General features: G+C 63.0%; 14 protein-coding genes, 1 tRNA gene and 2 pseudogenes. 8 read left to right on the forward strand and 9 right to left on the reverse strand.

The window, feature by feature from the left end:
• Positions 1-436: 436 nt before the first annotated feature.
• Positions 437-2,265 (reverse strand): annotated as a pseudogene (gene typA / locus ACG873_RS23100) (translational GTPase TypA).
• A gap of 182 nt (positions 2,266-2,447) precedes the next feature.
• Between typA and ACG873_RS23105 the strand changes: the two are divergent.
• The gene (locus ACG873_RS23105; RefSeq protein ID WP_394887955.1) at positions 2,448-2,732 is read left to right on the forward strand and encodes a hypothetical protein; all 285 of its coding nucleotides are present in this window, start codon (positions 2,448-2,450) and stop codon (positions 2,730-2,732) included.
• Between the two features lie 147 nt (positions 2,733-2,879).
• On the opposite strand, the gene ACG873_RS23110 is transcribed toward ACG873_RS23105, so the two are convergent.
• Both ACG873_RS23110 and ACG873_RS23115 read right to left on the reverse strand, forming a co-directional pair.
• Positions 2,880-4,451 (reverse strand): alkaline phosphatase D family protein, encoded by a 1,572-nt coding sequence (locus tag ACG873_RS23110; protein ID WP_394887957.1) that lies wholly within the window; start codon positions 4,449-4,451, stop codon positions 2,880-2,882.
• Between the two features lie 115 nt (positions 4,452-4,566).
• Positions 4,567-6,646, reverse strand: a pseudogene (locus ACG873_RS23115) (M3 family metallopeptidase).
• 249 nt (positions 6,647-6,895) lie between these two features.
• Between ACG873_RS23115 and ACG873_RS23120 the strand changes: the two are divergent.
• The gene (locus tag ACG873_RS23120; RefSeq protein WP_394893661.1) at positions 6,896-7,879 is read left to right on the forward strand and encodes a TIM44-like domain-containing protein; all 984 of its coding nucleotides are present in this window, start codon (positions 6,896-6,898) and stop codon (positions 7,877-7,879) included.
• A gap of 41 nt (positions 7,880-7,920) precedes the next feature.
• On the opposite strand, the gene pdxY is transcribed toward ACG873_RS23120, so the two are convergent.
• Positions 7,921-8,805: a pyridoxal kinase PdxY gene (gene pdxY, locus ACG873_RS23125; protein ID WP_394887958.1), complete on the reverse strand. Its 885-nt coding sequence runs from the start codon at positions 8,803-8,805 to the stop codon at positions 7,921-7,923.
• Between the two features lie 5 nt (positions 8,806-8,810).
• Positions 8,811-9,008, reverse strand: a complete 198-nt coding sequence (locus ACG873_RS23130; protein ID WP_394887960.1) for a hypothetical protein — start codon at positions 9,006-9,008, stop codon at positions 8,811-8,813.
• 214 nt (positions 9,009-9,222) lie between these two features.
• Here ACG873_RS23130 and ACG873_RS23135 point away from each other — a divergent pair, with 214 nt between their 5' ends.
• The 5 genes from ACG873_RS23135 (at position 9,223) to ppa (ending at position 12,675) form a co-directional block, all read left to right on the forward strand.
• The gene (locus ACG873_RS23135; protein ID WP_394887962.1) at positions 9,223-9,861 is read left to right on the forward strand and encodes a LemA family protein; all 639 of its coding nucleotides are present in this window, start codon (positions 9,223-9,225) and stop codon (positions 9,859-9,861) included.
• Positions 9,862-10,019: 158 nt separating this feature from the next.
• The gene (locus tag ACG873_RS23140) at positions 10,020-10,793 is read left to right on the forward strand and encodes a TPM domain-containing protein (protein ID WP_394893663.1); all 774 of its coding nucleotides are present in this window, start codon (positions 10,020-10,022) and stop codon (positions 10,791-10,793) included.
• Between the two features lie 19 nt (positions 10,794-10,812).
• A complete protein-coding gene (locus tag ACG873_RS23145) occupies positions 10,813-11,436 on the forward strand; it encodes a TPM domain-containing protein (RefSeq protein ID WP_394887964.1) in 624 nt (207 codons plus the stop codon).
• 95 nt (positions 11,437-11,531) lie between these two features.
• Positions 11,532-12,038 (forward strand): GNAT family N-acetyltransferase, encoded by a 507-nt coding sequence (locus ACG873_RS23150; RefSeq protein WP_394887965.1) that lies wholly within the window; start codon positions 11,532-11,534, stop codon positions 12,036-12,038.
• 103 nt (positions 12,039-12,141) lie between these two features.
• Complete coding sequence (gene ppa, locus ACG873_RS23155; RefSeq protein WP_394887968.1) at positions 12,142-12,675, forward strand: inorganic diphosphatase; 534 nt, start codon at positions 12,142-12,144, stop codon at positions 12,673-12,675.
• On the opposite strand, the gene ACG873_RS23160 is transcribed toward ppa, so the two are convergent.
• From ACG873_RS23160 to ACG873_RS23170, 3 genes are all read right to left on the reverse strand, one after another.
• Positions 12,676-13,281 (reverse strand): hypothetical protein, encoded by a 606-nt coding sequence (locus tag ACG873_RS23160; protein WP_394887970.1) that lies wholly within the window; start codon positions 13,279-13,281, stop codon positions 12,676-12,678.
• Between the two features lie 97 nt (positions 13,282-13,378).
• Positions 13,379-13,696, reverse strand: a complete 318-nt coding sequence (locus ACG873_RS23165) for a DUF167 family protein (RefSeq protein WP_394887971.1) — start codon at positions 13,694-13,696, stop codon at positions 13,379-13,381.
• A gap of 11 nt (positions 13,697-13,707) precedes the next feature.
• Positions 13,708-13,998: a YggT family protein gene (locus tag ACG873_RS23170; RefSeq protein ID WP_394887972.1), complete on the reverse strand. Its 291-nt coding sequence runs from the start codon at positions 13,996-13,998 to the stop codon at positions 13,708-13,710.
• A gap of 140 nt (positions 13,999-14,138) precedes the next feature.
• Here ACG873_RS23170 and ACG873_RS23175 point away from each other — a divergent pair.
• Positions 14,139-14,214, forward strand: a tRNA-Ala gene (locus tag ACG873_RS23175).
• A 99-nt stretch (positions 14,215-14,313) separates the two neighbouring features.
• Here ACG873_RS23175 and ACG873_RS23180 read toward each other — a convergent pair.
• Positions 14,314-14,685: a hypothetical protein gene (locus tag ACG873_RS23180; RefSeq protein WP_394887974.1), complete on the reverse strand. Its 372-nt coding sequence runs from the start codon at positions 14,683-14,685 to the stop codon at positions 14,314-14,316.
• Between the last annotated feature and the right edge of the window lie 46 nt (positions 14,686-14,731).

The raw sequence follows: 14,731 nt of genomic DNA on the forward strand, positions 1-14,731 counted from the left end.
GACAGGGCATGGGCCGGGAGCGGTCAGGGGAGAAAACGCCGGCGGCGCATGGCAGCGCGTCACTAAATTAAATTGATTAGGCGTCGCTGCCATGCGCCGCTTCCCACAAATGGCCAGACGCGAAAGCGGGCGTGGCGACGGCGAAGCGCGCCTCTCCCTTCTCCCCTTGTGGGAGAAGGTGCCTGAACGAAGTGAGGGCGGATGAGGGGTGTTGGCAGAAACGAGGCGGAGAAAAATGGGACATATACAAAGCGATACGCAGACAATCGCCTCTGTTGTTGCTCCACGCAACACCCCTCATCCGACCTCGCTCCGCCCGGCCACCTTCTCCCACAACAAGGGGAGAAGGGAGAGATGTCGATCACGTCCACAACGATCCCATCCGGATCCGCTGCGCGGATCGACCCTCCGACGGGATCGGCTAGCGGCGCTGCGCCTACGCCGCGCCGACGACCTTTGCCGACTTCTCGAAGCGCTTGCGCTCGTTCGGGTCGAGATAGAGCTTGCGCAGCCGGATGGTCTTCGGCGTCACCTCGACCAGCTCGTCGTCCTGGATCCAGGCCAGCGCCCGCTCCAGCGTCATGCGGATCGGCGGCGTCAGCTTGACAGCCTCGTCCTTGCCAGCGGCGCGGATGTTGGTCAGCTTCTTGCCTTTCAGCACGTTCACTTCGAGGTCGTTGTCCCGGCTGTGGATGCCGATGATCATGCCCTGGTAGACCTTTACGCCGGCGTCGATGACCATCGGGCCGCGATCTTCCAGGTTCCACATCGCGAACGCCACCGACTCCCCGGAATCGTTGGAGATCAGCACGCCGTTGGTGCGCTGGGCGATGTCGCCCTTGTAGGGTTCGTAGGCGTGGAACAGCCGGTTCATCACCGCCGTGCCGCGCGTATCGGTCAGAAGCTCGGACTGGTAGCCGATCAGGCCCCGCGTCGGCGCATGGAAGACGATGCGCTGGCGGTTGCCCCCGGACGGGCGCAGTTCGACCATCTCGGCTTTGCGCTCCGACATTTTTTGCACGACGACGCCGGCATGCTCCTCGTCGACGTCGATCACGACCTCTTCGACCGGCTCCAGCAATTCGCCGTTCTCGCCCTTCTGCATGACGACGCGCGGACGCGACACCGCGAGTTCAAAACCTTCGCGGCGCATCGTCTCGATCAGCACCGCGAGCTGCAATTCGCCGCGGCCCGAAACGAAGAACGATCCTTGTCCGGCGATTCCTCGATCTTCAGCGCGACATTGCCTTCCGCTTCGCGCAGCAGGCGGTCGCGGATGACGCGGGAGGTCACCTTGTCGCCTTCGGTGCCGGCCAGCGGACTGTCGTTGACGATGAACGACATGGTGACGGTCGGCGGATCGATCGGCTGCGCGTGCAGCGGCTCGGTCACGGCCGGGTCGCAGAACGTGTCGGCGACGGTGCCCTTGGACAGGCCGGCGATCGCGACGATATCTCCGGCCTGCGCCTCGTCGATCGGCTGGCGCTCGAGTCCGCGGAAGGCGAGAATTTTCGAAACGCGCCCGGTCTCGACGACCGACCCGTCATGGTGAAGTACCTTCACCGGCTGGTTCGATTTCAGCGTGCCGGATTCGATGCGGCCGGTGATGATGCGTCCGAGAAACGGATTGGCTTCCAGCAGCGTGCCGATCATGCGGAACGGGCCGGGATGAACGGTCGGCGCCGGCACATGCTTGACGATGAGGTCGAACAGCGGCCCCAGGCCGTCATCCTTGGGGCCTTCCGGGTTCTCCGACACCCAGCCGTCACGGCCCGAGCCGTAGAGGATCGGGAAGTCGAGCTGTTCGTCTGTCGCGTCGAGCGCCGCGAACAGGTCGAACACCTCGTTGACCACCTCGACATGGCGCGCATCGGGACGGTCGATCTTGTTGATCACCACGATCGGCTTCAGCCCGACCTTCAGCGCCTTGCCGACGACGAATTTGGTCTGCGGCATCGGCCCTTCGGCGGCGTCGACCAGAACGATGGCCGAATCCACCATCGACAGGATGCGCTCGACCTCGCCGCCGAAATCGGCGTGGCCCGGCGTGTCGACGATGTTGATGCGGGTGTTCTTCCAGTCGACCGAGGTCGCCTTGGCAAGGATGGTGATGCCGCGTTCCTTTTCCAGATCGTTCAGATCCATTGCGCGCTCGGCGACGCGCTGGTTTTCGCGGAACGAGCCCGACTGCTTCAGAAGCTGGTCGACGAGAGTGGTTTTGCCATGGTCGACGTGCGCGATGATCGCGATATTGCGGATGTTCATGAATCTGTCTCAGGGGTGCTTGGGCGCACAATTGTCGGCGCCGCCTTTTCGGTTGGCGGGCTCATACATGTTTTTTCGCAGATGCGAAAGGCCCCGATGGTTACCGAAAATTAGGCATCGGGATGCGACAATAAAATCTTAACCAAAACGGATCGTTTTGGCGTCAGAACGGTTCAAGTGGTATGGCAATCAGCAAAATCAAGCTCCTTGGTATCTTTGTCGCAGCCTCCGCCTCCGCGGCCGGCGCAATCGGCGTGGCGCATTCGATGGGCACGCGGGACGTGGAACGCCCTGCCGCGCAGTCGTCAGAAACTCCGGCGGAGCAGGCCTTCCCCGATGCGCCGGACGGCGTCGATCCGATGGTCACCGGCCCGGCGAGCGCATCGTTTGAGGAGCGGCAGGCCGCAACCCGGTGTGCCGAAGCCGTCTGGCCAAGTATTCCGCTCGACTGCTATCCCAATCGCTAGAGCATCGTGCCGAAAAGTGGATGCCGGTTTTCGGCAAAAAACGATGCGAAAACAAAAGCTAGAGCGAGGTGCCCGATTCTGAAATCGGGCGGCTTGCTCTAGTGCGCCGATCCGCCCGGAAGGCGGACCGGCAGCCGTGAAGCCCGCTCAGGCCGAATGAACGGGATCGAGCGTGACCTTGTAGAGTTCGTTGTCGTCGCGATCCATCAGCCGCACCGTCATTTGCTCACTTGCTCCGTCAATGTCGACGAGCCCGAAGAACTGCAGTCCCGCCGAAGGAGGCAGGTTCTGGCCCTGCTCGGCAGTCGGCGCCTTCACATATTTCAGCTCGGGGCCGAACGTCATGTCGAGATCCCCGGGCCCGAAGGTGCCGGCATGGAGCGGCCCTGAGACAAACTCCCAGAACGGGTTGAAGTCCTGGAACGCCGCTTTCTCGGGATTGTAGTAATGCGCGGCGGTGTAGTGGACGTCCGCAGTCAGCCAGACCGTATTGTCGATGCCGGCGTTCTTGATGTAGCGCAGCAGATCGGCGACCTCCAGCTCGCGGCCGCTAGCCGCACCTGGCTGCCCGTTGGCGACGGCCTCCGCGCCTTTCTTGTTCTTCGCGTCGTTCCAGACAATGATGCCGAGCGGCATATCCGAAGCGATGACCTTCCAGGTCGCTTTCGAGTTCGCCAGCTCGCGCTTCAGCCACTTTAGCTGTTCCTCGCCGATAATGCGCGACTGCGGCGTCATCTCGGTTTCGACGGCATCGCCATTCGGTCCGCGATAGGAACGGAGGTCGAGGAAGAAGACATCGAGCAGGGGACCATAGGCGATCTTGCGGTAGACGCGGCCCGGCTCGGCCGGCGTGAAGCGGATCGGCGTCATTTCGTGAAACGCGCGGGCCGCGCGCGATGTCAACAGCGCCACCGATTTTTCCGTGTAGCGGTCGTCCTTGGACAGGTCCTTCGAACCCGACCAGTTGTTCACCACCTCATGGTCGTCCCACTGGAAGAATGTCGGGCAGACCGCATTCATGGCGCGGCAATGCTCGTCCAGCATGTTGTATTTCCACTGGCCGCGATATTCGGCGAGCGTCTCGGCGACTTTGCTCTTTTCGTCGGTCAGCACCTTGTTGATCCACTTGGTGCCGTCCTTCAGCTCGACTTCGCCCAGAATCGGGCCGTCGGCATAGATCGTGTCGCCGGAATGCAGGAAGAAATCCGGCGTGTGCCTGGCCATGGTCGCATAGGTGTACATGCCCTTGTCGTCGATGCCCCAGCCCTGGCCCACCGTATCTCCGGACCAGGTGAAGCGGATGTTGCGCTTCGAGGCGGGTGCGGTCTTGAAGCGGCCGACGATCGGTTCGGAAACGGCGTTGACATCCGAAAGGTCGACCGCGGTCATGCGGTAGAAAATGTCCTGGTCCGAGGCGAGGTCGGTCAAAAGCCGCTTCACGGCAAAATCGCTTTCGGGCGTCGCGTCGAGCGGCGGCAGTTTCACGGCGTTCGAGAAGCTTTCGGTGGCCGACACTTCGAACATGACGCGCGAGGGGCGGTCGACGCGGGTCCAGACCATTCCGGAGACGGTGTCGACGTCGCCGGACTGGACGCCATGGGTGAAGCCTGGCCGCGTATTGGCGCGGGAATAATAGGGGAGCGCGAGCCCCGAAGCGCCGACGAGGCCCAAGGCGCTGGCCGACGTTACAAAGGCGCGCCTGGAAAGATTTTTGTTCATGGCTGTCTCCTGGATGGCTGAACATGCAGGACGAGCCTTCGCCCCGCTGTATTGCAGGACGATTGCGAATGGATGAATTTTACATGACGGTCCCGAAGTCTGTTCGGTGTTACGATCAGAGCTCTTCGCCCGCCATCATCGGGAGGAGCCCGCGTTTTTTCAGCATCGCGTCGGGCGTCGGCATTTTGCCCCGGAACGCGGTGTAGAGTTCCTCCGGATCGGCCGAGCCGCCGGACGCATAGATATTCCGGCGCAGCTTTTCTGCGAGTTCGGGATTGAACGGGTCGCCCGTCTCCTCGAACGCAGCAAAGGCGTCGGCGTCAAGCACTTCCGACCACAGGTATGAATAATAGCCGGCCGAGTAGCCGTCGCCGGAGAAGATGTGCTGGAAGTGCGGCGTGCGGTGACGCATGGCGATCGCGTCGGGCATGCCGATCCTTTCCAGCGTCTGCGCTTCGAAGGCGAGCGGGTTCTCCGGCGCATCCGAACGCGAGTGATAGGCCATGTCGACCAGCGCCGACGAGGTGAATTCGACCGTGGCGAAACCCGCGCCGAATGTGCGGGCCGCGAGCATCTTGTCGAGCAATTCCTTCGGCATCGGCTTGCCGGTCTCGTAGTGCAGCGCGTGCTTTTCGAGCACTTCCGGCACGGTCAGCCAATGCTCGTAGAGCTGCGACGGCAGCTCGACGAAATCGCGCGGCACGGAGGTTCCAGCGACCGACGGCCAGGTCACGTTGGTCAGCATGCCGTGCAGAGCATGGCCGAATTCGTGGAAAAGCGTCTTTGCCTCGTCCAGCGACAGCAGGCACGGCTTGCCCTCGGCCGCCTTGGCGAAGTTCATGATGTTATAGATCACCGGCGTCGAGCCCTCGCCGAGCTTGTAGCCCGACTTGAGCGCGCTCATCCAGGCGCCCGAGCGCTTCGAGGGTCGCGCGAAATAGTCGGCCATGAACAGGCCGCGATAGCTGCCGTCGGCATTCCTGATCTCGAAGACGCGCACGTCGGAGTGCCAGGCCGCTATGCCCTTCTTTTCCACGAAAGACAGGCCGAACAGCCGTCCGGCAACGTCGAAGCAGGCTTCGATGATGCGCTCGAGTTGGAGGTAGGGTTTCAGCTCGGCTTCGTCGAAGGCGAATTTTTCGGCGCGCAGCTTTTCCTGGTAGTGGCGCCAGTCCCAGGCCGCGAGCGGGGTGTTGCTGCCTTCGGCTGCGGCGAGCCGCTCCAGTTCGACCTGGTCGATCGCCGCTTTCTCTCGCGCCTTTTTCCACACCGGTCCAAGCAGTTCGAGCACCGTAGGCGGATTTTTGGCCATGGTGTCGTCGAGCTTCAGGTCGGCATAGCTGTCATAGCCGACGAGCTTCGCCTTCTCGGCGCGCAGGCGCAGCGTGTCCTTGACCACCTGGCCGTTGTCGGTCGGCCCACTGGTCTCGCCGCGGCCGACAAACGCACGGAACGCCTTTTTCGCGCAGGTCGCGCCGCTCGGAATAGGTGGTGAAGGGCTCGTAGATCGAGCGCGACAGCGTGACCGCGAACCGGCCCTTCTGGCCGCGCATCTCGGCTGCCTCTGCCATCGCGTTCTTCAGGAACTCCGGCAGGCCGGCGAGGTCTCCTTCGTCCAGGAACAGCACCCAGTCGCGTTCGTCGGCGAGCACGTTCTGGCCGAATTTCGCGCCGAGCGACGCAAGTTCCTCGTTGATCGCCGCAAGGCGCTTCTTTCCGGTCTCGTCGAGCTTCGCGCCGGCCTTCACGAAGCGCTTCCAGGTCAGTTCGAGAACCCGCAGAGTCTCGGGGTCGAGGCCGAGCGACGCCCGGCGCTGGTAGAGATCGTCGATGCGCGCGAACAGCTTCGCGTTCATCGAGATCGCGGAGAAATGCCGCGCCATTTTCGGCGAAATCTCGCGTTCCATCGCCTGGATGGCGTCGTTGGTGTTGGCTCCGGCCATGCACCAGAAGATCGCCGAGACGCGGTCGAGCGGCTCGCCGGCAAGCTCCAGTGCGGCCAGCGTGTTTTCGACCGTGGGCGCATCCGCGCTGCCGGCGATCGCATCGACCTCTTGCGCATGGGTAGCAAGGGCGGCGTCGAATACCGGCCCGAAATCGCCGCTGCCGATGCGGGAGAAATCAGGCAGGCCGAGCGGTCCGTTCCACAGGGTGAGCGGATTGTTGTTCAGGTCGACGGCGATTTCGGACGGCATGGGCGCTCTCACAGGTTGATGCTGCATCGTGGGCGGGGCCGGTCGGATGTAAGACTGTCGCCTGCTCCGCGCAACACTTGACCTTTCGCGCGTACATCGTTTGGCGCTGGGTCGGCCTGCTTCCGGCTGAGCGATCAGCTTGATCGCCCGCCCTTTCGCTACGCCGCTGAACTCAATCGAGGATCGCGTCTGGCGCTGAGCCGGTTGATCCTTATATGAGGGCCGATGTCACCACCCTACGAGGAACCGATGCGGCTATCCAGCACGACCCGATTTGCCACGCTGTTTGCAGGATTGTTCCTGGCATTCTCGATGATTGCCGTCGATCACGCAGATGCGCGCCGTGGCGGCAGCTTCGGCAGCCGTGGCATGCGCACCTTCCAATCGGCTCCGCCAACCCGGACGGCGCCACAGCCGGCCGCACCGGTCGAGCGCTCGATGACGCCCAACACGGCACCGACCAACGCCGCGCGCCAGACGCAAATGTCCCAGCGCCCCGGTTTCATGAACGGTTTCGGCGGCTCGATGCTGCGCGGTCTGATGCTCGGCGGCCTTATCGGCCTGCTGCTCGGCCATGGCTTCGGCGGCCTCGCCGGCATGTTCGGCTTCCTGCTGCAAGCGCTCCTGATCGGCGGCGCGATCTGGCTGGTAATCCGTCTGTTTCGTTCGCAGCCGGCGCGTTCGCGCGAGCCGGCCATGGCCGGCGCTTCCGGCCGCGGCGGATTCTCCTATCGGGATGCGTCGCCACGCGACAACGGCAACGGCCGATCATTCGGCATCCCGAACATCGGTTCGAATTCGCAGGCAACATCCCAGGTTTCGAGCGAGGAAATCACCCTGCAGCAGGATGACCTCGACACCTTCCAGCGGCGCCTGACCGAAGTGCAGGAAGCCTTCGGCCGTGAGGACCATGCCACGCTGCGCCGGCTGGTGACGCCCGAGATGGTGTCCTATCTTTCCGAAGAGCTGGCCGACAACGCCCAGAAGGGCTTGCGCAACGAAGTTTCGGACGTTCAGCTCCACCAGGCCGACATCGCGGAAAGCTGGCGCGAGGGCGAAAGCGAGTATGCCACGGCGGCGCTGCAGTATTCGTCGCGCGACGTAACAGTGGATCGCGCGAGTGGCAGGACCGTCGAGGGCAAGGCCGACGAGCCTACGGAGACGACAGAACTCTGGACCTTCGTACGGGAGAAGGGCGGCGACTGGAAGCTTTCGGCAATTCAGCAAGCTTAGGCGCCGAGCCCCTCAGTTGCGGGCCAGGTTCGACCAGTATTTCAGGCCCGCCGGTCGCGGCCGGGATGCAGCAGATGACGCAACTGGACCATGGCCATCGGATGCGACAGGCTTTGCGCATCCGTTTCGAGCTGCAGTTCGTCGCCGCCCCGTTTCGCCGTGCGCGCCAGTATCTCGTAGACCGCGGCGGTCGTCGATTGCAGCGCCTTGGCCGCCGGCTGCCCGTCGAGCAGCCGCGCCAGGAATACGGCGGCCGTGAGATCGCCGAGCCCGTTTGGCGGCCGCTCGATGATCCGGTGCTCGGCAAGCAGCGCCGCTGACTGGGTCAGGAGCAAATTGCCCGTGCCGCCTGCCATCATTGCCGGCGCGGACGTGACCAGCATCGTCGCCGGCCCGGCTTCACCAGCAGCCGCGATCACCGAGCGCATGTCGTCGAGTTTGGCCCCCGCCATCCATTCGAGTTCGTAGCGATTTGGCGTCGCGATGTCGGCGATCGGCATCAGCACGTCACGCAACGCCCGGGCAAGTGGCTCGGCGACATAGAGCCCGCCTGCATCGCCCATCACCGGGTCGCAAATATAGGTGGCGCGGGGGTTCCGCTCGCGCACCGCCGCGACAAGCGAAGCGACCGCATCCGCCTGTTCGGCGTTGCCCAGATAGCCCGACAGCACGCCGGCGACTTCGCCCAGCCATGGCGCGCGCTCCAGATCCTTCATGAGCGCCGCGAATTGTTCCGTTTCCGGCACGATCCTTGTGGCGCGGCCATGCCCAGGATGCCAGGGCAGGATGACGGTGGGCACCGCCCAAACCGGGTAGCCAAGCGTTTCGAGCGCGAATACCGCGGCGCGGTTGCCCACGGAACCGCGCGCGACATGGCTGGAAATGACAATGACCGCGCGCGGCGCGTCGGCTTCTTCCGCATTCATCTGAGCTATCCGCGCACCACGAGAATCACCAGCCAGACAATGAGGCCGACTGTCACGATCAGCCCCATAGCACGGCCGATGCGCGTTCCCCAATATTCGATCGCATCGCTTTGGTCCGCATCCGCGGCCGACAAATGATCGCGTGCGCGCTTGGTGGTGCGCGAGACGGCGGACGAACCGCTGGAATCGGCCTCGCGCGCCACGCGATCGAGAATGCGCCGCGATTCTGCGCTCGCCGCCAGTTTCCTTGCCTGCCGCCATGGAACAAATCCTTCGTGCTCGCTGGACTTTACCGCCTCGGCGCCCGCAAGCACAGTAGCGAACGGCGGGCAAACCACGTTCGGTTGCAGGCCCGTTCCCTTCGCTCGCTATTGTGATACTTGTCTTGGCCACCTGAGATGATCCGAGGTAACCCAAATGCTCGCCCAGCCGTTTCCACTCCCGGCCTTCCGCCACTTCTGGACCATGGCAATATTCGCCATCATGCTGCCCGTCCTGGCGGGCTGCGGCTTCAACACGATCCCGACGGCCGAAGAACAGGCAAAGGCTGCGTGGAGCGAGGTGCTCAACCAGTATCAGCGGCGCGCCGATCTCATCCCGAACCTGGTCGAGACGGTAAAGGGCTACGCCGCACACGAAAGAGAAGTGCTGCAATCGGTTGTCGAGGCGCGGGCCAAGGCCACCCAGACGACACTGTCGCCTGAAGCGCTCGAGGATCCCGCGGCGTTCAAGGCTTTCCAGGAAAGCCAGGCAGGCCTGACCGGCGCTCTGTCGCGGCTGCTCGCCGTGGTCGAGAACTATCCCGACCTGAAGGCCAACCAGAACTTCCTGGCTTTGCAGGCGCAGCTTGAGGGCACCGAAAACCGCATCGCGGTCGCCCGCCGCGACTACATCGAGGCGGTCCGGGTCTACAACACCTCGCTTCGAACGTTCCCTTCCCTGCTCTGGGCGAACTTCTGGTTCACCGACAACGAGCCGTTCCAGAACTTCACAGTGGCCGAAGACAAGATCGAGGTGCCAAACGTGAATTTCGGTACGCAGCAGCAGGGCGGCTGACTGGTGTAGAAAGCTCTCCGTGATGATTGCGGGATGCGACGGCCTGTCCCCCCTCCTTGAGGGGAGGGCGGACAGCCGCCGAAGGCGGATGGACGGGTGGGGCGGCAGCGTGCGGCCTCTGCCTATGCCGCCCGCCGCGCTCGCTTTTTTTCCTCGCAATCACATTTCTCCTGACCTTCGCCGCCATCGCCGCCGAACTGCCGGCGCTCACGGGCCGCGTGGTCGACAATGCCGGGCTGATGACAGCGTCGGAGCGGGCGGAACTAGAGGAGAAGCTTGCTGCCTTCGAGGAAAAATCCTCCGACCAGATCGTCGTCGCCACCATCGACAGCCTCGACGGCGAGGCGATCGAGCCCTTCGCCAACCGGCTGTTTCGCGCCTGGGGGCTGGGTCAGGCCGGCGAGGACAACGGCATATTGCTCCTCGTCGCGCAATCGGACCGCCGTATGCGCATCGAAGTCGGCTATGGCCTGGAAGGGACGCTGACGGACCTGCACTCGAAGCTCATCATCGAGAACACGATGGTGCCGGCGTTCCGCGCCGGCAACTTTTCCGGAGGCATCAGCCAGGCCGTCGACGACATCATCATAGTGCTGGAAGGCAACGGCGAAGAATTGGAGGCCCGGGCCGAACGCAATCGGGAAACCGGGTCCGATATGCCCGATCTCGCCGTTACGCTGTTCCTGATCGTCTGGTGCACCTTGTTTTTCGGCGGTTTCGCCATGGCATTCCTCGCGCCGGTGTTCGGCAAGAAGATCGGACCGGGCCGCTACCGCTGGCTCGGCATGGACATCGCCTTCGGCGGCGGTTCGGGTGGCGGCTATTCGGGCGGCTCGTCCGGTGGCGGCTGGTCGTCGGGCGGCAGCGGAGGCGGCGGGTTTTCCGGCGGCGGCGGATCGTCGGGTGGCGGCGGATCGTCGGGAAGCTGGTGATGCGGGAGGCGATGCACCGATGACCCCAGAGGAACACGCCCGCGTCACGGAGGCGATCCGGACCGCCGAACAAGGCACGTCCGGCGAAATCTACTGCGTCGTCGCGCGTTCGAGCGACAGCTACTTCTTTCCGGCCGCCTTCGCATTGATAGTGGCGATGCTTATAGCCAGCCTAGTTGCCGCTTTCGCGCTCGAATATTGGTGGCTGACGCTGCGCGCGCCGCTGTTTGTCGCCGCGCAGATGCTGGCGCTGGTTTGCGCTTTGGTTCTGCTGTGGCTGTTTCCGCCGCTGCGCCTTTTCCTGGTGCCGCGCCAATTGCTCTACCGCCGGGCGCACGAAAACGCGCTGAAGCAGTTCCTCTCCCGCAACGTACACATCACCACGGCGCGCACCGGCGTACTGATCTTCGTTTCGCTGGCCGAACGCTACGCCGAGATCGTTGCCGACAGCGCCATAAACAGCCGTGTCGGGCAACCGGTCTGGGACAACGTGGTCGGCCGCCTCGTCGCCGATGCGCGGGAGGGACGCCTGGCAGACGGCTTCGTCGCGGCAGTGGGAACGGTGGGGCAGTTGCTCGGCGAACATTTTCCGCTGGCGGCCGGCGACGTCAACGAACTCGACGACCACCTGGTCGAGATCTAGAGTCAAATCGATCAGGACGGGGACTGTGTACGGCCGCGACGAGGCGTTCTTGACCCTTGCGCTCCCCGACCCGGCGCGTTTATGGTTAACCAGTCATGAACACTGTAACCATCGACATACGCAGGGCAGAGCCGCGCGACGCGCCGGCCATAGCCGATGTGCATCACGAGGCCTGGCGGGGCGCCTACGCCGGCATCATTCCGCACCGCGCCCTGAATGCGATGATCAACAGGCGCGGCAGCGAATGGTGGGCGAATGCGATTCAGCGCGCCGCCACCGTGCTGGTCGTGGAGATCGGCGGCAAGGTCGCCGGCTACACAACGGTCGGGCGCAATCGCGCCCGCGAACTGCCGCAGCAGGGCGAAATCTACGAACTCTACCTTCGGCCCGAATACCAGGGCGTCGGCCTTGGCACCCGGCTCTTTGCCGCTGCACGGCAGAAGCTGGCGGACCACGGGTTGAAGGGCATGGTCGTGTGGGCCCTGGAAGACAACACGAATGCGCTATCTTTCTATACCGGCGCGGGCGGCCGCGATGTCGCCGAAGGCGTCGAAATCTTCGACCAGAAGGCCCTCAGGAAAGTAGCATTCGTCTGGGACTGAGCCCGGAATTTCAAACCTGCGACCTTTGAACTCCCTGTCGGCGGTTGCGCTTGCAGCCCGCGGCCGCTATCGAACCGCGCGGGGGCACAACGGGAAACCATCCATGCGCATCGAAGCCATCTCCATCGGAAAGAATCCGCCGGATGACGTCAATGTCATCATTGAGGTCCCGGTCGGCGGCCAGCCGATCAAGTACGAAATGGACAAGGAGGCCGGGACGCTGTTCGTCGACCGCTTCCTCTACACACCGATGACCTATCCGGGCAATTACGGGTTCGTTCCGCACACGCTCTCGGGCGACGGCGATCCGATCGATGTGCTCGTCTGCAATACCCGCGAACTGATCCCGGGCTGCGTCATCAATGTCCGTCCGATCGGCGTGCTGATCATGGAAGACAATGCCGGCCAGGACGAGAAGGTGATCGCCGTTCCCTCGCCAAAGCTTACGCGCCGCTACGAGAACATTTTCGAGTACAATCAGCTGCCGGAAATCACGCTGCAGCAGGTCGAGCATTTCTTCGAACACTACAAGGATCTGGAGCCCGGCAAATGGGTCAAGATCGGCGGCTGGCACGATGCGGCGCGCGCCAAGCAGATGATCGTTGAAGCGATCGAGCGGGCGAACAAGGCTAAATAATCAGTTTTCGGCGCGGCTGAATTCCGGCAGCGGCGCATCGCCGCTGACCAGCACCCGTTCGTCGGCCCCGCAGGCGAAATCGCGCGCCTGCTCGTCGGCGATCTTGCGCGCCATTTCGTTGGCTTTCGGATTTCCGGTGGCCGCGACCAGCCCGACGGAGCAGCCGTCGCGCTCGGCGATCTGGCCGACCTTGGAGACCACCAGCACTTCGACCTGCTTGTCAGGGTTTTCCGGATCGCTGACGGACCAGCGGTGTATGGCTGCGAATGGCATCGCCCGGCCGTCTTCGGTCTCGATGCGCCATTCGATTTTCGGGCCTGTCGAATTGAATGCTGCGAAGCTTTCCCAGGTCGGGGCAAGGTCGCCGGCCGGAGGAAAGCCGTAGAATACCGATTCCCGCAAGTCGGCCGCGTAGATGATCACCGGATAACCGCGGAAGCCTGAGCAGACCATATTGGCCCAGTCGCCGTCGCCCTCTTCGGCGGTGGCAAAGACCGTGCAGTCCTTCTCCGTGTTGATGTCCGTGTAGGCGCTGGAAACCTCGGCCGCATGCGCCAACTGGCAAAAGCCTGTCAGGGCGACCAGGCAACAAAAGGCTTTTCTCACCGCGAACCTCCGCAAATCCAATGCGAAAACCTAACGCGGATTTCCATTTCGGCCTAGCCGGCCCGATCCGTGAACAGCCGGAAATGCGGCAGAGCGGTCATCGGGGTGGAGCGAACTTTTCCGCCTGTGCCTCCAGTTCCCGCGGATCGCCGCCAATCCGTACGGTCTTGAGCCGGGAGGTGCCGCCCGAAGCGACGGACACGCTGCTGCGCGAAACGCCCATAAACGATGCAACCAGCTTTTCCAGCGCGGCGTTGGCCGCACCCTTTTCAGGCACGGCACGAACACGCGCGGTGATGTGGGAACGCCCGTTCGCCGTGCGCTCGACGCCGCCGACGGCATCGCTGGACGCGCGCGGAGTCAGCCGGACAAAAACGTCAATCCCATCCTCCCGCATGCGCCAGAAGCCGGCCATGAGGACCGCTCTCAGATGACGAGCGGCGCGACAGTGGTCAAGAGGAACTGCCGGATGAAGAAGATGAGCAGCAGAACGATGATCGGCGAAATGTCGATGCCGCCGAGGTCGGGCAGAAACCGGCGCACCGGCGCCAGTACCGGCTCGGTGATGCGGAACAGGAAATTGCCGATGGTCCCGACAAACTGGTTGCGGGAATTGACGACATTGAAAGCGTAGAGCCATGAGAAAATCGCCGAAGCGATGAGGAGCCACCAGTAAATGTCCAGCGCCAGAACCACAGTCTGAATGAGGGCGATCATGCCGTTCTCCAATTGATCGCCGACATGTAGCCATTGCTCGCCTAAGCGGCAAGTCCCGGGGTATTTCGGGAGGTCCGCGCGACGCCGCTCTTTGCTTGACAGGGCAGAGCGCCGAACATAAATACGGCCATCCGCTGGACGGGGCTGTAGCTCAGCTGGGAGAGCGCGTCGTTCGCAATGACGAGGTCAGGAGTTCGATCCTCCTCAGCTCCACCAGCGGATCTACTTATCCACTTGGAATAAAAGGTGGATTTCAAGAAGACAGTTTCTTTCCCCACCTTCTTCCCCATTCATATGTTTCGCATAGACCGGTTTTTAACCGTCAATTCGGTAGTGGCTGTCCTCGAACACCCTGAGGCGCTTCTGCGGCAGGTTCCACTGTTTCACGATGTGGTCGATGAAGGCTCGGTCATTCAGTTTTGGGTCCAGAAGCAGCAGCCAGGCATCATCCTCGCATCTCCAATTCACGCGACCGCGCGGGAAATGCTCGTACTCAAAATTCCTGAGTGTCGTGTCTCGCCGCTGTATTTCCGGCCAAACGTCGATGTGACCCTTATCGTACGTCTTGAACCCGCCAATCTCCTCGACCGCGCTCCATGGTAGTGAGGCTGAGGCAAAGCGGCCTAGGCCGCGTCCGAGTGTGATGAACCAAAACAGGCCGATGCGTGAGGTGGCAAATTCCGTCATGGAGTCTCTCGTTGAAACGCGACAAAATCAGGAGTTGAGCGCTCCT

This window comes from Allomesorhizobium aridi (genome assembly GCF_043769475.1).
In the GTDB taxonomy this organism is placed as follows: domain Bacteria; phylum Pseudomonadota; class Alphaproteobacteria; order Rhizobiales; family Rhizobiaceae; genus Allomesorhizobium.